The sequence below is a fragment of the Effusibacillus consociatus genome, from assembly GCF_042652925.1.
GTDB classification, from domain to species: Bacteria; Bacillota; Bacilli; order Tumebacillales; family Effusibacillaceae; genus Effusibacillus; species Effusibacillus consociatus.
This window is the reverse complement of record NZ_JBHSHC010000112.1, coordinates 325,600-342,838: the sequence shown is the minus strand read 5'-3', so window position 1 is coordinate 342,838 and position 17,239 is coordinate 325,600. Positions and strand designations below refer to the sequence as shown.

The 17,239-nt window shown below is 47.0% G+C and carries 18 protein-coding genes and 1 pseudogene; 2 read left to right on the top strand and 17 right to left on the bottom strand.

Annotated features, from left to right (window positions below; genetic code table 11):
* The first annotated feature begins 594 nt into the window (after nucleotides 1-594).
* Nucleotides 595-1,200: a uridine kinase gene (gene udk / locus ACFO8Q_RS16750; protein WP_380027012.1), complete on the top strand. Its 606-nt coding sequence runs from the start codon at nucleotides 595-597 to the stop codon at nucleotides 1,198-1,200.
* Between the two features lie 43 nt (nucleotides 1,201-1,243).
* On the opposite strand, the gene ACFO8Q_RS16745 is transcribed toward udk, so the two are convergent.
* From ACFO8Q_RS16745 to ACFO8Q_RS16695, 11 genes are all read right to left on the bottom strand, one after another.
* Entirely contained in the window at nucleotides 1,244-1,993 is a 750-nt protein-coding gene (locus tag ACFO8Q_RS16745) for a hypothetical protein (RefSeq protein WP_380027010.1), read from the bottom strand.
* A gap of 94 nt (nucleotides 1,994-2,087) precedes the next feature.
* Nucleotides 2,088-3,281 carry an ABC transporter substrate-binding protein gene (locus tag ACFO8Q_RS16740; RefSeq protein WP_380027008.1) on the bottom strand — a complete coding sequence of 398 codons (1,194 nt, stop codon included), beginning with the start codon at nucleotides 3,279-3,281 and terminating at the stop codon, nucleotides 2,088-2,090.
* Between the two features lie 40 nt (nucleotides 3,282-3,321).
* Nucleotides 3,322-4,029, bottom strand: a complete 708-nt coding sequence (locus tag ACFO8Q_RS16735; protein WP_380027006.1) for an ABC transporter ATP-binding protein — start codon at nucleotides 4,027-4,029, stop codon at nucleotides 3,322-3,324.
* Nucleotides 4,013-4,783 carry an ABC transporter ATP-binding protein gene (locus ACFO8Q_RS16730; protein ID WP_380027004.1) on the bottom strand — a complete coding sequence of 257 codons (771 nt, stop codon included), beginning with the start codon at nucleotides 4,781-4,783 and terminating at the stop codon, nucleotides 4,013-4,015. The genes ACFO8Q_RS16735 and ACFO8Q_RS16730 overlap by 17 nt, the downstream gene beginning before the upstream one ends.
* Nucleotides 4,776-5,804: a branched-chain amino acid ABC transporter permease gene (locus tag ACFO8Q_RS16725; RefSeq protein ID WP_380027002.1), complete on the bottom strand. Its 1,029-nt coding sequence runs from the start codon at nucleotides 5,802-5,804 to the stop codon at nucleotides 4,776-4,778. The genes ACFO8Q_RS16730 and ACFO8Q_RS16725 overlap by 8 nt, the downstream gene beginning before the upstream one ends.
* 1 nt (nucleotide 5,805) lies before the next feature.
* Nucleotides 5,806-6,669 carry a branched-chain amino acid ABC transporter permease gene (locus ACFO8Q_RS16720; RefSeq protein ID WP_380027000.1) on the bottom strand — a complete coding sequence of 288 codons (864 nt, stop codon included), beginning with the start codon at nucleotides 6,667-6,669 and terminating at the stop codon, nucleotides 5,806-5,808.
* Nucleotides 6,670-6,746: 77 nt separating this feature from the next.
* A complete protein-coding gene (locus ACFO8Q_RS16715; protein WP_380026998.1) occupies nucleotides 6,747-8,360 on the bottom strand; it encodes a long-chain-fatty-acid--CoA ligase in 1,614 nt (537 codons plus the stop codon).
* 103 nt (nucleotides 8,361-8,463) lie between these two features.
* A complete protein-coding gene (locus tag ACFO8Q_RS16710; protein ID WP_380026995.1) occupies nucleotides 8,464-9,216 on the bottom strand; it encodes an SDR family NAD(P)-dependent oxidoreductase in 753 nt (250 codons plus the stop codon).
* 54 nt (nucleotides 9,217-9,270) lie between these two features.
* Nucleotides 9,271-9,681 carry a MaoC/PaaZ C-terminal domain-containing protein gene (locus ACFO8Q_RS16705; RefSeq protein WP_380026993.1) on the bottom strand — a complete coding sequence of 137 codons (411 nt, stop codon included), beginning with the start codon at nucleotides 9,679-9,681 and terminating at the stop codon, nucleotides 9,271-9,273.
* Between the two features lie 12 nt (nucleotides 9,682-9,693).
* On the bottom strand, nucleotides 9,694-10,131 hold the full coding sequence (locus tag ACFO8Q_RS16700; protein WP_380026991.1) for a MaoC family dehydratase N-terminal domain-containing protein: 438 nt from the start codon (nucleotides 10,129-10,131) through the stop codon (nucleotides 9,694-9,696).
* 11 nt (nucleotides 10,132-10,142) lie between these two features.
* On the bottom strand, nucleotides 10,143-11,306 hold the full coding sequence (locus ACFO8Q_RS16695; protein WP_380026989.1) for a thiolase family protein: 1,164 nt from the start codon (nucleotides 11,304-11,306) through the stop codon (nucleotides 10,143-10,145).
* A gap of 163 nt (nucleotides 11,307-11,469) precedes the next feature.
* On the opposite strand from ACFO8Q_RS16695, the gene ACFO8Q_RS16690 reads away from it, so the two are divergent.
* Nucleotides 11,470-12,237 (top strand): alpha/beta fold hydrolase, encoded by a 768-nt coding sequence (locus ACFO8Q_RS16690; RefSeq protein WP_380026987.1) that lies wholly within the window; start codon nucleotides 11,470-11,472, stop codon nucleotides 12,235-12,237.
* Nucleotides 12,238-12,296: 59 nt separating this feature from the next.
* On the opposite strand, the gene ACFO8Q_RS16685 is transcribed toward ACFO8Q_RS16690, so the two are convergent.
* The 6 genes and pseudogenes from ACFO8Q_RS16685 to ACFO8Q_RS16660 form a co-directional block, all read right to left on the bottom strand.
* Nucleotides 12,297-13,163: a 3-hydroxyacyl-CoA dehydrogenase family protein gene (locus ACFO8Q_RS16685; protein ID WP_380026985.1), complete on the bottom strand. Its 867-nt coding sequence runs from the start codon at nucleotides 13,161-13,163 to the stop codon at nucleotides 12,297-12,299.
* A gap of 34 nt (nucleotides 13,164-13,197) precedes the next feature.
* The gene (locus ACFO8Q_RS16680) at nucleotides 13,198-13,971 is read right to left on the bottom strand and encodes an SDR family oxidoreductase (protein ID WP_380026983.1); all 774 of its coding nucleotides are present in this window, start codon (nucleotides 13,969-13,971) and stop codon (nucleotides 13,198-13,200) included.
* Between the two features lie 190 nt (nucleotides 13,972-14,161).
* Nucleotides 14,162-14,554: pseudogene (locus tag ACFO8Q_RS16675) on the bottom strand (acyl-CoA dehydrogenase family protein); the annotation flags it as partial.
* A 43-nt stretch (nucleotides 14,555-14,597) separates the two neighbouring features.
* Nucleotides 14,598-15,353 carry an SDR family NAD(P)-dependent oxidoreductase gene (locus ACFO8Q_RS16670; protein ID WP_380026981.1) on the bottom strand — a complete coding sequence of 252 codons (756 nt, stop codon included), beginning with the start codon at nucleotides 15,351-15,353 and terminating at the stop codon, nucleotides 14,598-14,600.
* Between the two features lie 154 nt (nucleotides 15,354-15,507).
* On the bottom strand, nucleotides 15,508-16,077 hold the full coding sequence (locus ACFO8Q_RS16665) for a TetR/AcrR family transcriptional regulator (protein WP_380026979.1): 570 nt from the start codon (nucleotides 16,075-16,077) through the stop codon (nucleotides 15,508-15,510).
* 163 nt (nucleotides 16,078-16,240) lie between these two features.
* The gene (locus ACFO8Q_RS16660) at nucleotides 16,241-17,215 is read right to left on the bottom strand and encodes a quinone oxidoreductase family protein (protein ID WP_380026977.1); all 975 of its coding nucleotides are present in this window, start codon (nucleotides 17,213-17,215) and stop codon (nucleotides 16,241-16,243) included.
* Nucleotides 17,216-17,239: the final 24 nt, after the last annotated feature.

Here is a 17,239-nt window from a genome sequence, read left to right as displayed (position 1 = left end):
GCTTTAGCGCCTTAGCGTTACTTGCACTCAGGAGTACATAGCGCGACCAGTCACTTCAGTGACTTTGGCGTGACTTAGTGCCCTTGTGGCGAAAGTTGCAACTAAGCGACAAGTCGCTAAGTTAAACTATATACCCTTGCGGTGCAAAGAACGAAAGTGCGTCGCGCCACACGACCAAGTCGTGAACAGCGACAAATTTTATCCTAGCACATCCAATTTACCATTTCAACTGGTAATTTTTGGATTTATTCCACGTTATCGCCATAACCGGCGATCCATTGAGTGGAACGTTCTCGCTCTTCGTGAGGCGACAAAAAGTATACTACCACGCATTCCGGTCACCCTCAATCCTAACAGCCAAACAAACCGGAACAAAAAATTGATTTACTCAAAATTCCCTAACAATCTCTTCACAAAGCGTCGTTATACGTAAAGAGACAGTCACTTTAGTTACAGAAGAAATCCTGTGTGTCCATAATTTTAACCACGGCTCAAATCAATTCTTGAAACAAAACATGTCAGAGCGAAAGCCTTTTGCTATCCCTCTCGATTCGATGTAGAATGTAGAATGGTATTTTGTAAGGGGGAAAACACATGCTCGTAATCGGAATAGCAGGCGGATCAGGCTCGGGCAAAACAACTGTTGCTCATGCTGTAGTAAATAAACTCGGGGATGAAAACGTAGCGCTTATTTCTCAAGACTCATATTACGCAGATTTATCACATTTGTCCCCAGAGCAAAAACAACATATAAACTATGACCATCCGGACTCTTTCGATAATCACCTGCTGGTACAACATCTTAAATCACTTCGGGAGGGACAGCCGATTGAGGTGCCCACCTACGACTTCTCCACTCATTCGCGGACAAATAAAACGCTGCATGTTCCATCCAAGCCGGTGGTGGTGATCGAGGGGATTCTGATTTTGGCCGCCCCCGAACTTAGAAACCAAATGGATATAAAAGTGTTTGTCGACACTGATCCGGATGTCCGAATTCTGCGTCGCGTGATGCGAGATATTAATGAACGGGGACGGACACTTGAATCCGTACACGAACAGTATTTGACAACTGTCAAACCGATGCATGAGGCGTTTGTTGAACCGTCCAAGAGATATGCAGATTTAATCATTCCCGAGGGCGGACAAAACGAAATCGCCATCGATCTTTTAACTTCCCTGATTGAAAGATATATATAGAAGAAACCCGCCACGACGGGTTTTTTCGCAATGTAAAAACTAATCACCAATCCAACTCGTCCAACGTGTCAACATTACGAATACGAATCCCCTGCTCTGACAAATACTTTTCATAAGCATCGATCAAATTGTGTCCCGCCTCAATTGTATCTTTGACGTCTGTTGCCTTCAGAAGAACCTCAACCAGTTCCTTATAGTTGTCGGGCACATTTTCAAATTCAAAAGTCTCCTTGACCCCAGTATAATACCCGCGTGTAATTGGTTTACGGTTTAGAAGAGCAATGGCCAAGGAGATTTCCTGGATCACTTCAAACACAAACAGCTCCCGTTCCCTCTTATTGGCCCTGCGAGGAATCGAACGGATTTTGTTGAATGATTCATATGCGATCTCGGATCCGTGATCGAGAAAAAATCGGGCGATCTGCTCTTGCGGCAATTGTTGGTATTTGGTAAGGATATCATCCCGCAGCTTGTTGTCCCCGACTAAAAGCTGCAAATTCGCCAAATTCCCCATGAAAAAAGGGACCTGCAGCGTCAATTCCTCCAGCCGACGCTCTGCCTGATCCAAGGGAACAAAGTTAATCTCAATCGGAACTCCTTGATAAAGAAAAGTCTTCGCCCTTTCAGCAGTTCCCGGCTGTAACACATACATCATTTCAATATCAGAAAACTCCGTATCCCGACCAATTGCGGTCGAACCGTAAATCCCTCCGAACAACATGGAGTTTTTGTATTCTTTTTGCACGCGGATATGAATGCCTCGCACAACCTTGATACGATTTCCGTGTTGCATTGGACACCTCTATGACTGGTAAGATGTTTCCATCATAATAGAAAAGAACACTCCCTCACAACATTGAGGAAGTGTTCTTCTGTTGTTGTTTTGCCTATTTCGAGACAGGCAGCGGAATTTCGATATATTTCCCGTCTTTCATGGTAGTTGCTTTCGGCTCGGTGATCAATGCCCCGTCTTCCGCCAATCCGCTGACGGGAGTTGGGATTTTGTCAGGAGTCATTTGTTTGGCTGCTTCGTTGACCTTTGCGCGGATTGCAGCAGCATCCTCTGTGGTTCCTGCCAACTCCATCGCTTTTGCGAATACAAACATCGCGGAATAATGGTAAGATACTTCGGATGTCGGGATCTTGTCCGCACCAAACTTCTTCTGATAGCTCTCAACAAACTTCTTGGTTCCTTCGTTTGGCAGCTGGGAGGCCGGCATAACACCGATAACGCCCTCCATCATTTTAGGGTCTTTCAAAACAGGTTCAATCTCTTCCACTTTCGCCTGGTCCATCAGGATAAATCCACCTTTAAATCCTTGGTCGCGCGCTGCTTTGATCACAAGTGCCGTGGGTTGGGAAGCACCTCCAACAAAAAGAACATCCGGTTTTGCGGCCAATGCTTTCGTTACAGCTGGAGCAAAATCGCTTTCTTTATTGTAATCGACCGGGTTTTCCGCCACAATTTCACCGCCCAGTTCAGTCCATGTTTTCTTAAAGATGGCGGACCAGTCTTTTGCATACTGATGCGTTCCAGGAACCAGAGCGACCTTTTTGCCGAAGCGTTTCATCATTTCCTCCGAGAATGGTTTCGGATAGGTGTCATAACGGGGAGGAATTCGAACGGTCAATGGGTTTTTCGCTTCTGTAACTTTCGGTTCACTCGTATAGGCGGCAATCAAAAACTTTTCTTGTGCGTTAAACGTCTGCATGGCGAACACGCCACCGGAATGGGGTGTAAAGATAATGGTCGCTTTATGTTCGGTTTTTAAACGACGTGCGTTTGTTGCAGTTTCATTTGGCGCATATTTATCATCTAGGGGCACAAGTTTGAGAGTGACCTTATCTTTGCCGACCTGAATGCCTCCAGCGGCATTGATATCATCGACTGCCATCTGCAGCCCATCCAACGTATTCTTCCCGTAGAGAGCAGCCCCGCCGCTTTGCGGACCCGACCAGCCAATGTTGACAACTTTTGTTTGTCCTCCGCCTCCAGACGTCGGTTGATTGCCGCACGCTGTCAAAACCAAAAGAGAAGCAGCAGTTGACAGAGTGAGAAGAGATTTCATCATTCGTTTCATTTAACCCTCTCCTTTTCTGTATCATTTGTACCCCCTCGTTTTAAGCACCAATATACGCGCGTCTCACCTCCTCATTATCCCGTAATGTTTCACTTGTTCCTTCCAATACGAGATGACCGTTTTCGATAATATAGCCACGGTGGGCAATTTGCAGAGCGGCAAACGCATTTTGCTCTGCCAACAGAACGCCCGTGCCGTCGCGGTTGATTTTTTCAATCGTTAAAAACATCTGTTCAACGACAAGCGGGGCGAGTCCCACCGAAGGCTCATCCAGTAATAACAGTTTAGGTCTGGCCATGAGAGCGCGTGCTATCGCAACCATTTGCTGCTGGCCGCCGCTTAACGAGCCTGCCGGTTGTTCCTTTTTGTCATACAGAACGGGAAACAAATCAAAAACATGTTCCAAAGAACGGGCGATGGCCGATTTGTCCTTTCGGTGAATGTATCCGCCTAAAACAAGATTTTTGAGAACAGACATTTCGGGGAACAGCTTTCTTCCTTCCGGACACTGAGCTATTCCGGATTTGACAATCCGATTCGGAGACCATCCTCCGATCGATTGCCCCATGAACTGGACTTGCCCGTTCGTTGGCTTCAACAGGCCGCTGATTGTACGAAAAATGGTACTCTTCCCGGCACCGTTTGCCCCCAACAGCACAACAAGCTCGCCTGCATGAATTTCCAAATTGATGGAGTGGAGTGCCTTGAAGCTTCCATACTTGACTGAAACATCAATGAGCTTGAGCATGGTGAGCCCCTCCTAAGTAAGCCTCAATCACCGTTTCATTCTGACTGATTTCAGCCGGTGTTCCTTCGGCAATCTTCGTCCCTTGATTTAAGACCATAATCCGGTCGGCCAAATTCATAATCATTTGCATCTTGTGCTCGATGATGCAAACTGTGAGACCTGCTTGTTTCATTTTTTTAATCAGATCTGCCAGACCGCTCGTTTCATCGGCATTAATACCGGCTGCAGGTTCATCAAGCAGAACAAGCTTCGGATTTGTAGCTAAGGCAAGTGCAATGGCCACTCTTTTTTGGGCTTCCTGCGATATGCTTGCCACCGGTCGATAGGCCAGGTCAGAAGCGCCGACAAAATCAAGAACCTGTAAAGCTTTTTCGATGCAAGCGCTTTCATCCCGTTTATACCGTTTGCTCTGAATTACCGCTCCCATAAGCCCGCTTTTCGTTCTCAAACGATGTCCGACGATCAGATTATCAATCACTGTTGCCTCGGCGAATAGTTTTGTAGTTTGAAACGTTCGGGCGACCCCCATCTTCGCCATCCGGTAGGAAGGCTTCTTGGTGACATCCACACCTTCAAGCAGCAATCTGCCGGAGGTAGGCTGGTGAAAACCGCTGATCAGATTGAAAAAAGTCGTTTTTCCTGCCCCGTTTGGACCAATAATCGCCGTAATTTCACCTTTTCTTATATGGAAATCCACCTCGTTCACCGCTTTATTCCCGCCGAAACTTTTTGTTAATTTTTCAGCTTTAAGCATCGATTTCCCCTCCTGCCAGCCTGTGATCAGGTACCCCTCTCTGGAATGGAGCATTCTCATCCGGAGTGCTCAGCAAACGAGAGTCACGTTTCGTTTTTAGCCGGTTGAGAGCTCCCATAATGCCATACGGCAGGAACATCACGATCAATACAAGCAGCGGCCCGAAAAAAATCATGCGATACTCTTGCCAGGACTGCAGCAATTGCATCAAGATCATCACAAGCGTGGTTCCCACCAAAGGACCCCAAAGAGTGCTGATTCCGCCTACCAAAAGGTACAGCAACATGTCAAACGTATGCTCAACCGAGGCGATGTCGGGCCCTAGAAATCGAATATACCCGGCGTATAATGCACCGGCCAAACCGGCCAAAACGGTGGAGTGAACGAAGGCCAGTATTTTGTTCCGCATTACGTTAATTCCCAGTGCCTCTGCCAACTCTTCACTGTTTCGGATCGAAATAAAGGTTCTTCCCACTAACGATCGGACAATCCGTTGATTGACAAACATCGCCAGCACAAGGAAGAAAAGGATCAAGTAATACTGCGAGCTCATACTGGCAAATTCAAAAGAGCCGATTTTCGGAATGGGGATGCCGAGTAACCCGCGGATCCCTTCCGTCAACGATTCCCATTTTTCAATGACCAGGAGAATGATAACTCCCACACAGAGAGAGAAGATCGCAAAGTAGTGGCCCTTCAGGCGCAGAGAAATAATTCCTACAACTGCACCGATAATTCCTGTCAAAGCAACCGCGATGGCCAAGGAAGCAAGAAAAGACATCTCCGCCTTTGTCATCAACAGACCTAAGGAATAAGCGCCAATTCCGAAGAACCCCGCCTGGGCTAATGACAATTGCCCGGTATATCCGGCAATAATATTCATCCCGCTAACCGCAATTGTCCAGATAAACGCCATAATAAGCATATTCAGATAGTAGGTATTGGAAGTGAGCAAAGGAATCGCAATTGCAGTAACCAGCAGTAGGGCCGCAACCCATTTCGAGGGAAAGAAGGATTTCATATTATCTGGCCTCCTTCGCAAACAATCCGGTTGGTTTCACCGTTAAGATTAAAACAAGGAGGACAAACGCAGCCAAGTCTTTATATTCACTATTGATATAAGTGCCTGACATGCTTTCCGCCAGTCCAAGAATGTACCCCCCGAGCACGGCACCGGGAATACTTCCCATCCCGCCCAAAACAATAATCACAAACGCTTTCAAGTTCACCATCGCACCCATCGATGGATAGACAAGGTTAATGGGTGCCGCCAATGAAGCGGCTGCAGCTGCCAGTCCGGAGGCGATCGCAAATGTCAGAAGCGATACTTTGTTGGCGTTGATCCCGACCAGGAAAGCCCCTTCCCGATTTTGGGCCATCGCTTCAATCGTTGATCCGATCACCGTTCTCTTCAAAAACAGATTCAGCCCAACCATCAGAGCAATTGCTGACACAATCACAATTAACCGTTGTTCCGTGATGGTAAGTCCAAACAAATTGATTACACCGTCGTACGGGGAATCAAGCCGTTGATAATCAGATCCCCACATCTTTCGTGCAGTTGCTTCAATAAACAGCATAACGCCGACTGCAGCAATCATCATGTTGATATGGGGAGCATTCTGCAACGGGCGGAAGACGAGTCTCTCAAGCAGCATCCCAATCACCACAAGAGCCGCCACGGAGACCAGGATCGCCGGCCAATAACTGAACCCGTAAAGAGTCATCATCAAGAATGTCAAATACGCACCCAACATATACAGATGACCATGGGCGAAGTTCGGAAGATGCATAATTCCATAGATCAGAGTGATTCCAAGTGCTACCAGACTGTAAATGCTGCCCAGCACCAAGCCGTTAACGATCTGTTGAAAAAATAGATCCAACTCCAATCACCTCCAACATTTTTGCTCCATCCGTGAAACATTTTAAAGATTCGCACCAAATCCGTGCTGTCCCCACCTCACGCTTGTTTCTTCGCTTCCTCTGCCAAGACACGCCGCAGGATTTTTCCCACCGCGGTTTTAGGGAGCTCGTCCCTGAACTCGATCAGTCGGGGTACTTTGAACGCAGCGAGGTGATCCCGGCAAAATTTTTCAATTTCTTCCGCCGTGCCAGTTTGCCCAGGCTTGAGAACAAGAAAAGCTTTCACTGTTTCTCCCCTGTAATCGTCAGGTACTCCGACGACTACAGCTTCCAGCACGCTCGGGTGTGTATAGAGTACTTCTTCAATTTCACGGGGATACACATTATACCCGCTGGCGATGATCAGATCTTTCTTGCGGTCGACGATATAGAAGTATCCATCCTCGTCCATCCGTGCAATGTCTCCCGTATAGAGCCAACCGTCACGAATCGTATGGGCAGTCTCCTCCGCCAAGTTCCAATATCCTTTCATTACCTGTGGTCCTCGAATCACAAGCTCACCGACCTCCCCGATCGGAAGGGTCTTGCCGCCTGATGCGTGATCCACGATCCGCGCTTCCGTTCCCGGAAGCGGAATGCCGATGCTTCCCGGTTTTTTAATCCCTCGCCGGGGGGTGCTGTGTGTAGTGGGCGATGCCTCTGAGAGCCCGTACCCTTCAAGCATGTTGGCCCCGGTCTTCTTTTCGAATGAATGCATGAGTTCTACTGGCAGCGGCGCAGATCCGCTGTTGCAAATCCGGATTGCATCAATCCCATACTGCTCAGCACCCGGGTAAGAGTTTAGAGCGACATACATCGTAGGAACACCCGGAAAAAAAGTAGGTTTATGCTCTTTAATCGTCTGCAGCACTTCAAGTACATCAAATCGCGGCAGAAGAATCACGTTTGTGCCCGTTAGAACCCCAAGATTCATCGCACAGCTCATGCCGTATACATGAAACAGTGGGATGACGGTTAATATTTTGTCTCCTTCCGCTAATGGCTCCTCACACGTATGCTCATTGATTTGCTGAACATTGGCTGCCAGGTTCATGTGAGTTAACATGGCCCCCTTGGAACGACCCGTAGTTCCGCCTGTATATTGAAAAACAGCCACGTCCTCCTGCGGATCTACCGGTTCATCCGGCACCGGTGTAACTGAACGAAGAAATTCATCCCATAAAATCGCATTCTCAGCCAGTTCGACATTGGTGGGCACGAAAGAAACGACAATCACTTGTTTTAGATTTTCATAGCCGGCAATATTTCGCACTCTGGGATACAAGTCGGCATAAACAAACAGAACTTCCGCTCCGGAGTCCTGCAGCACATATTCAACTTCCCGCTCCGTATATAACGGATTTACCTGAACCACCACTGCACCCCGCCGCAAGACACCATAAAAGGCTCCAACATACTGAGGACAGTTTGGCAGCATGATCCCGACCCTGTCGCCTTTCCGGACACCAAATTCATATAACGCCGCTGCGACTTGTCGGGTGTATGCTTGCAATTGAGTGTAAGTCATCTGAAGTTGATAGAAAGTAATCCCGATTTTGTCTCCATGCTGAGCTGTTGTACGATCGAGCATTTCCGGGAGTGACATCGGTTCCACTACAAAGTTCTTACCTTTTGCATGACTCAAACCGTGAACCACTGATACATTTGGCATTCAGGCAGTCCCCCTTCACAGAAGATTCAGATCATTTTCCTCTCAAGAATTACAAGGGAGCAATCTATGAATCAATGAACCCATGGTCGAAGTAGATCCATACTTAGATTCCGCCACGCACGTAAATAACTTGACCGGTGATAAAACTGGACTCATCCGATACGAGGAAGAGAACTGTATTCGCAATATCGATCGGCTTCCCTGTACGCCCCAGAAGCGAACGTTCGGCAGCTGCCTGCTTCAGTGTTTCAAAATCGATCCCCATTCTTTCTGCGGTAGCTTTCGTCATATCGGTTTCAATGAACCCGGGTGCAATTGCATTTACGTTAATATTGAATTTTCCAAGTTCGATGGCCAGGGTCTTTGTAAACCCCTGCAAACCGGCTTTTGCTGTCGCATAATTCAACTGGCCCCGATTCCCTAATGCGGAGGTGGAGCTGAAATTGACAATCTTCCCGTACCGCTGAGGCACCATGTATTTTTGAGCGGCTTGCGTTGCGTAGAAAGAGCCTTTCAGGTGGACGTTCATCACAGTGTCCCAATCCTCATCGGTCATTTTGTGAACCAAATTATCGCGAATGACTCCTGCGTTATTCACAAGGATGTCCAGCCGACCAAATGTATCGACCGTTTTTTGTACCATTTCTTCAACAGACTGACGGCTGGTGACATCGCATGGTACCGCAATCGCTTCCCCGCCGGCTGCTCGGATTGCAGCGGCCGTCTCCTCACATTTGGCCGCGTTAACGTCTGTAACCGTCACCTTTGCCCCTTCTTCTGCCAACCGCATCGCCGCTGCGGCTCCAATCCCGCTTCCGGATCCGGTAATAATTGCTGCACGATCTTTGACTCTCATAATGATTCTCCTTCCGAATCAGGACGATTCGTCCCGCGTTATTATGTTTTCGGGTTAAATGATATATTCTGCTTGACCCGCTACCACTTTATCACCTTTTTGGTTGGCAGCCCAAACTTCACATCTTACGAATTGTCGATCTCCTTCGATTCGGGTCTCCAATACTTTACCCTCACAGGTAATAAGGTCTCCCGGCCGTACCATCCCGGTGAACCGGACCCCGAACTTCAGCAAATCCCCTTCGATTCCGATTGTTTCGGTTACTAATTGCCCCACAAATGCCATGGTTAACATTCCGTGTGCAATCACACCGCCAAGGCCGGCTTCCTGAGCAAATTCCTCGACAGTGTGAATCGGATTAAAGTCACCGGACGCACCGGAATACATCACCAGTTGGGTCTTCGTTACAGGGGGCTTTACAAGCGGACCAATCGTGTCACCTGCTTGAACTGGTTTGGCTGTCATGGTTTTTCCCTCCTAGCCTCTGTAGATCGCGCTCGAACGCGCAATGAACACCGTTTCGCCTGATTCATTAACCCCTTTTTGTTCATAGACCAAAAATGTCATTCGCCCGAGTTTGCCTTCTTTCTCATACACATCAGCCAGTTTGGTGGAACAGAATAAAACATCTCCGGCAAAAATCGGTTTGTAATATTCGAATTGCTGTTCCCCGTGGATTAACCCTTCTTTTTTAAAAGTCAGCCCTACTATCTCGCCATATTCAAATGTACGGCTAAAAGTAGGTGGGGCAACGATGCGGCCGAAGCGAGTTGTTTTCGCATATTCTTCATCCCGGTAGAGGGGATTCGGGTCTCCGATGGCATCTGCAAATTTGCGGATGGCGCCTTTTTCCACCTCATTTTTGACCGGATTCGATTCCACACCAATGAACGGTTTGAATAATTCCAGACTCATAGAAAAGCCCCCTATCGTTCAAACAGGACTGCGATTCCCTGTCCCCCACCGATGCAAGCGGTGACCATACCTCTTTTGAGACCGGTTCTTTTCATCTCATAAACGAGCTTTGTACAAAGGATGGCTCCCGTTGCGGCGATCGGATGCCCATGTGCGATGGCCCCGCCGTTGACGTTCACCTTACTCCTATCAAACTGCAATTCCCTGTCGCAAGCCAAAACTTGTGCGGCAAACGCTTCGTTAATTTCAATCAGATCGATATCTTCCAATTTCCAACCGGTCCGATCGAGCACCTTCCGAACAGCAGGAACAGGTCCAATCCCCATGATATTCGGATCTGCACCCGCGACCGCGTAAGCGGTTACTTTCGCGAGAATTTCAAGCCCCATGGATTCGGCTTTCGCTTTGGACATGACAACCAAAGCGGAGGCTCCGTCGTTTATGCCCGAGCTGTTGCCTGCTGTCACAGACCCTCCCTCTTTAAATGCAGGAGGCAGCTTCGCCAGTGCTTCCAAAGTGGTGCCCGGACGAGGATGCTCATCAGTGTCAAACACAAACTCATTTTTTCCTTCCCGTACGGTGATAAGAAGAATCTGGTCTTTAAACCGGCCTTCCTCGATGGCACGAGCCATTTTTCTTTGGCTCTCATATGCAAACTGATCTTGTTCATCACGTGAAATGCCATACTTGGTTACAAGGTTTTCAGCAGTGATCCCCATAGGAGGATCCCCGATTTCTTTCGGAGACAATTGCGGATTAATAAAACGCGGTGGTGTTCGATCATATGCTTTTGCCTGTTTTTCAAGTAAAAACGGGCGACGGGTCAAACTTTCTGTTCCCCCGGCTACAAATACATCCCCTCTCCCTGCCCAGACAGCTTCAGCAGCAAGTGCCACCGCATTCATGCCGGATCCGCATTGACGGTCAATTGTAAGACCGGGAATCTCGACTGGCAAGCCGGCCTCCAACAGGGACAAACGGGCTATATTTCCTCCGCCTGACATACAGTTTCCGAAGATTACATCATCCACCTCTGTCGGGTTGAGTCCAGCTCGAGACACAGCTTCACGAATCACTGCTCCACCATACTGGAAAGGAGCCATACTCTTCAGAGAGCCTCCTTCTTTTGCGATAGCCGTGCGAACCGCTGATACAATCACTGCTTCCATTAGCAAAACCTCCTTAGACGATTCAGAAACCAACCGGTTAGTAGGATCCAGGTAAAAAAAATATAACATTTTACATTTAACAAATATTCTTGTTTATGAATTGAACATAATTTATACTTTTATGCAAGTAGTAAATGCTTTCTGAAATAGAAAAAGGTGGTGCTTCTTTATGCCCTATTGCGAGGTAGATAGTGAATCCATTTATTATGAGCGGCACGGCAGTCGCGGTGCCCATACGCTGCTGTTTGTCCATGGAGCCGGCAGCACGGCAGAAACATGGAGACTCTGTGTCCCCGATTTACTTCAGTTTGACTGTATTCTGGTCGATCTTCCCGGACATTACAGATCCCACGGAACGGCCCGAGAAGGGATCACGGAATATGCCAACTTTCTCGAACGTTTTATCCGTCGACTGGACCCTCAGATTCATAATGTAAGTCTTGTCGGACATTCCATGGGTGGGGCTATCGGTCTTGAAATTGCCTGCCAAGCGAACACTTGGATTCAACGATTGATCGTCGTCACTTCCGGCTCCAAATTGAAAGTAAATGAGAATTTCCTGTCTCAACTTTCGGATGGGAAATATGACTTATCTTTTGTAGAGGCGGGTTTTGGCTCCGCAGCTGCAAAAGAACTCATTCAGCAAGTGATTGCACACCGTGCATTGGTCACAGTGGAAAGCAGTTTCAGGGATTTTATGGCGTGTAATCAGTTTGACAGGCGAGATGATATTTCCAACATCCAGATTCCGGTGTTACTTGTAGCGGGAGAAGAAGATCAGGTTACCCCACCGTTCTACTCCGTTTTTATGCACGAGCAGATTCCAAACTCGAAAATTGAATTTGCAAAAGCCGGCCATTATTTACCCTTGGAACAGCCGAATCTATTAGCGGCAGCCATTCATTCCTTCTTGCAAGAAACAGAGCTTGTATCCTAAACGGTTTATGGAGATTCAAGAGTGGGTCTGACCTGGAAGTAAGGTCAGACCTTTTGGATCTACTGGTAACTGTAAAAACCTTTTCCGGCTTTTCGTCCGAATTCCCCTTTTTCAAACTTCTGCTGAATAATCCGCGAAGGCTTCAGATTGGGGTCACCTGTTTCCTGATACTGTTGAAGCTGCATATAGTAATTTACGTCGATACCAGTCATATCCATCAAAGCAAATGGGCCAATCGGATGACCCAGGGCTTCTTTGGCTGCCAAGTCAATCTCTTCATGAGTCGCAATTCCTTGTTCCAGAAGGTGAAGGGCTTCCCGCACCATGGCACCAAGCAGCCTGTTTGCAACAAAACCCGATATCTCCTTGCGAAGCAAAATTGGAGTTTTACCTAGACGTTTTACCAGTTCAACTGCGATCTCGGCTGTTTCTTCCGATGTTTCCCCGCTGGTTACAACCTCAACGAGATCCATTTTTAGCGGGGGATTAAAGAAGTGAATGTTACAGACTTTATCCGGTCGTTTCGTGAAAGGGGCGATCATGGAGTTTACAATTGTCGAACTATTCGTTGCAAGAATCGCGTGCTTTGGAGCCAATTCGTCCAGTTTTGCAAACAGTTCACGTTTGTCATCCAGCTTTTCAACAATTGCTTCGATCACAAAATCTGCGGTTTTAACCGCCTCACTGAGATCTGTCATCATATGGAGACGGGCAAAAGCCATTTTAGATTCTGTTTCCGTTACCCGTTTCTTCTCCACTCTGCGGTTCAATTGAAACTGCAAACTTTCATGGGCCTTTTGCAAACTCGATTCAGAAATATCCTGCAGATAGGTTTTGTATCCGGCAAGCGCACAAAGCATTGCAATTTGAGCACCCATAGCTCCTGCTCCAATCACCGCTACCGTCCGAACATTCTCAATCCCCATGTCCTACTCCCCTTCCACCCTGATTGAAATTTATTTAAATTGCAGTAACACCACCATCAACAGCCAGTACCTGACCCGTGACGTAGGCCGATGCATCCGAGGCAAAGAACAGGGCTGCTCCTTTCAAATCGTTTTCCCCCCCATAACGTCCCATGGGAGTCCTTTCAAGGATATGATCGCCAAACTTCTGAAGCAGTCCGGAAGACATCTTGCTCGGGAAAAATCCTGGTGCTAAAGCGTTTACAGTAATTCCATGACGCGCCCATTTGATAGCCAAATCACGCGTGAAAGAAATCACAGCACCTTTACTTGCGTTATAACCAATGGCGTTCATATATCGGGGATCACTGCCAACCAGACCGGCTACAGATGCGATATTAACGATTTTGCCATATTTTTGAGCGACCATTTCACGCCCCACGGCTTGTGACATCAAAAACAAACCGGTTACATTCACATTCAAAATTTGATTGAACTTTTCCAACGGATATTCCTCGACCGGCGCTCCCCAAGAAATTCCGGAGTTATTGATTAAAATATCGATTTTTCCAAATTGATCTTTCGTTTGTTCAACGACTCGTGCAACATCTTCCGGAATGGTTACATCGCATGCCAGAGATAAACTTTTGCGTCCCGATTCTTGGATCCGTTCGGCTACTTCATCACAAGCTTCTTTTTTTCTTGAACATACCACTACATTCGCGCCGGCTTCTGCCAGCCCGATCGCAATCTGCTCACCGAGACCTCTCCCACCTCCTGTGACGATTGCTGCTTTTCCCTTTAGATTAAAAAGATCTTGAATAAGCATATGAGTCCTCCTACTCGTCCGATAATCAGTTTATCCTGAAACACCAAACATACTGTACGGTCAGTACGATCAAGTGTTCGTCGCTCTCATTTCTCTTATTACTATGAAAGTTAGACATTCTAGGACGAATTCCTCTTATTATTTTATTAAATATTTCGACATCTGCTTGTGACAGATTTCGACATAACAACTACAACGATTCCTTATTTAATTCAAGTTTTGCGATCGCGGCGCGATGCACTTCATCCGGGCCATCGGCCAACCGCAGCGTTCTTGATCGCGGGAAATCATCGCTTACTCCGGCAGCACCAAATGCTTGAATGGCTCGATCGAGCACCTTCAGGGCCACGTTTGGAGCGATCACTTTAATCATCGCAATTTCGCTTTTTGCAGCCTTATTTCCAACCGTATCCATCATATAGGCCGCTTTTAGAGTCAACAGGCGTGCTTGTTCAATTTCGATTCGGGAATCGGCGATCCATTGTCTGATCACCCCCTGTTCAGAAAGAGGCTTCCCAAACGCAACCCGATTTTTCACCCTCTCACACAGCAGTTCAAGAGCACGTTCCGCTACCCCAATCAATTCGAATGCGAATCGACAAGATCACCTGCCTTTACATGTTCTGTTAACGCTTGAACGAAGCCGAACCGTCATCCACGCAAAAAACGTGACCGTTCATAAAGGAGGCTTCGTCGCTCGCCAGAAAGGCTGCTACATTGGCAACTTCCTCCGGCGTACCTGCCTTCCCTCTCATCTGAGCCTTTTCAATTTGCTTCCAAACAGCTTCATTCTGTCTCCACTCACTCACAATGTTGGTTTCAATCAACCCGGGTGCTATTCCGACGACCCGAATGTTATATCGGGCTAACTCAAGAGCTGCCGATTTTGTCATCATGACCACAGCACCTTTACTGGCGTGGTAAGGAAACTGTTTGCGATCGGCAATAAATCCATAAATGGAAGCGGTATTGATGATCACGCCTCCAGTGTCTTTCATCGCGTTCCCTGCCGCCTTTATCCCATAAAAAACGCCGTGTTGATTGACGGCCACTGTGCGATGATATTGTTCAATCGGCATATCCAGAACAGTATATTGTCCGTTCCCTATTCCGGCATTGTTAAACATGATATCCAGTTTTCCGTATAATTCTACCGATTGTTGAACGAGAGATTGAACACTTTCGTAGGAAGAGACATCAACAGGAAAGTAAGCTGCTTCTCCTTTCTGTTCTTTAATTGCAGCTGCTGTTGCAGTTCCGGATTCGGAATTCAGATCCGCAACAACCACTTTGGCTCCTTCTCGAGCGAACTTTTCAGCGGCGGCACGGCCAATCCCGCTCCCGCCCCCGGTGACAATCGCTACTTTGTCCGCAAATCTCATTTTCATACCCCCGTTCGGCAATCAAGATGCCCTCTCGTTTACTAACCGGTTAGTATGTTCATTATATTACAATATTTCTGACGCTTGCAAATGTTTTCTATGAAAAAAAGAATGGATCCGAATGATCGGACCACTCTGAACACTTGGAAGCTGATTAAAGTTCGGATTTCATCCCATTTAGGAATATTTCGATATAGGTTTTGGTAAGTTCGTCATCTGAAGCAGGGCCGTTTGGATTGAACCAATGGTAACTCCAGTTACACATTCCTAAAATTGCAAATGTCACAAGATCGGCTCTTAAATCTTGCCTGAATTCTTTGTTTTGAATTCCTGTTTCGATCACTTTTTGTAAATTCAATCGGAATTGTTCTCTTTTTTGTTTGATCACCATTACGTGATCAGGGTGCAGGTTCCGCATTTCACGAAAGAAAATCTTTGCAATGCCGCCATGTGTTTTGATTTGTTTCAAGATTAGTTGAACATTTTCGAATACTTTCGTTTTGCAATCTTTTGATCGATGTACCAGAATTTGCTGCTGTTTTTTTAACAGTTCATCGATATACATCGTTTGAATATCCATTAACAGTTGCTCTTTTGAATCAAAATAATAATAAAATGTCCCTTTTGTTACCCCTAGTGAGTCTACCACATCTTGGATCGAAGTTTCACTAAATCCTTTGGTTTCAAATAATTCAATGCTCTGTTCCACAATTTTCTCTTTCACGATCATGCCCCTTCCTCTTGCTACAGTGCACGAGAATTCAGTTTGATTATAGGTAATTATAATGTAAACACCTGTTGATCAACAACAATTGCAAATTTCCACCTGATAACAAAGGGGATGTATCAATCACAAATGATACCCCCCTTTTTCCCTTTCGGCGCACCTATGGAATTAACACGACCTTGCCCGTTGTTTGACGTCCTTCCAACAATTCATGCGCTTTTTTCGCTTCTGTCAACGGCACTCTTTCCCCGATAATCAACTTTAATTTCCCCACACCCACATAATTCAACAGCTCCTTGACACTTTCTTTATATAGGGCAGGACGCTGCATAATCCGTGGCAACCAGAACCCTACAACACTCGTATTACGCTGCATTAGGATGGAAGGATCAAACTGAGTGGCTTCCACACCCGCTCGACCGTAAATGACAAGTCGCCCAAAGGTCGCCAAGCATTTTATACTTTTCTTGAAAATGTCCCCTCCTACCATCTCCAGAACGACATCTACACCTTTGCCGCCCGTCAGCTCCATCACTTGGTCGCTCCAATTTTCTTCCGTATAGTTGACCAAGGCATCGGCTCCCAATGAACGGGCAAGTTCCAACTTATCGGAACTGCTCGCCGTAGCAATCACTTTGCCTGCACCCATTAACTTCGCCAACTGGACAGCCAGCGTTCCAACCCCGCCTGCGGCGGCGTGAACCAATACCGTTTCACCTTGGGCCAATTGACCTGAGGTCTTTAAGCAATGATAGGCAGTAAGCCCCTGCAGAAGGATGGCAGCCGCCTGATCAAAATCTACACTATCCGGAATGGGCAGAATCTCATTTTCATGAAGTGCCACATACTCCGAATAGCACCCATTTTCCGTTAGGGCAACCACACGGTCCCCGAGCTTATACCTGGTTACCTCGGGTGAAACTTCTGTAATCACACCTGCTACTTCCGAACCTGGAATGTACGGTACAGGGGTTTTCACTAAATATTTATTCTGGCGACGCATCGTGTCGGCAAAGTTTACTCCTGCCGCCTTGACTTGTACCAACACACGACCGGGCTGTAATGTTGGCACCGGAAGATCGATAACTTCTAAAACATCAGGCGTTCCATACTCTCGAAATTGAACTGCTTTCATACGTTCATCTCCCCTTGATTTCAG

Coding starts and splice junctions, on each gene's coding strand:
- udk (WP_380027012.1), top strand. CDS start 595: ATGCTCGTAATCGGAATAGCAGGCGGATCAGGCTCGGGCAAAACAACT.
- ACFO8Q_RS16745 (WP_380027010.1), bottom strand. CDS start 1,993: ATGCAACACGGAAATCGTATCAAGGTTGTGCGAGGCATTCATATCCGC.
- ACFO8Q_RS16740 (WP_380027008.1), bottom strand. CDS start 3,281: ATGAAACGAATGATGAAATCTCTTCTCACTCTGTCAACTGCTGCTTCT.
- ACFO8Q_RS16735 (WP_380027006.1), bottom strand. CDS start 4,029: ATGCTCAAGCTCATTGATGTTTCAGTCAAGTATGGAAGCTTCAAGGCA.
- ACFO8Q_RS16730 (WP_380027004.1), bottom strand. CDS start 4,783: ATGCTTAAAGCTGAAAAATTAACAAAAAGTTTCGGCGGGAATAAAGCG.
- ACFO8Q_RS16725 (WP_380027002.1), bottom strand. CDS start 5,804: ATGAAATCCTTCTTTCCCTCGAAATGGGTTGCGGCCCTACTGCTGGTT.
- ACFO8Q_RS16715 (WP_380026998.1), bottom strand. CDS start 8,360: ATGCCAAATGTATCAGTGGTTCACGGTTTGAGTCATGCAAAAGGTAAG.
- ACFO8Q_RS16710 (WP_380026995.1), bottom strand. CDS start 9,216: ATGAGAGTCAAAGATCGTGCAGCAATTATTACCGGATCCGGAAGCGGG.
- ACFO8Q_RS16705 (WP_380026993.1), bottom strand. CDS start 9,681: ATGACAGCCAAACCAGTTCAAGCAGGTGACACGATTGGTCCGCTTGTA.
- ACFO8Q_RS16700 (WP_380026991.1), bottom strand. CDS start 10,131: ATGAGTCTGGAATTATTCAAACCGTTCATTGGTGTGGAATCGAATCCG.
- ACFO8Q_RS16690 (WP_380026987.1), top strand. CDS start 11,470: ATGCCCTATTGCGAGGTAGATAGTGAATCCATTTATTATGAGCGGCAC.
- ACFO8Q_RS16685 (WP_380026985.1), bottom strand. CDS start 13,163: ATGGGGATTGAGAATGTTCGGACGGTAGCGGTGATTGGAGCAGGAGCT.
- ACFO8Q_RS16680 (WP_380026983.1), bottom strand. CDS start 13,971: ATGCTTATTCAAGATCTTTTTAATCTAAAGGGAAAAGCAGCAATCGTC.
- ACFO8Q_RS16670 (WP_380026981.1), bottom strand. CDS start 15,353: ATGAGATTTGCGGACAAAGTAGCGATTGTCACCGGGGGCGGGAGCGGG.
- ACFO8Q_RS16660 (WP_380026977.1), bottom strand. CDS start 17,215: ATGAAAGCAGTTCAATTTCGAGAGTATGGAACGCCTGATGTTTTAGAA.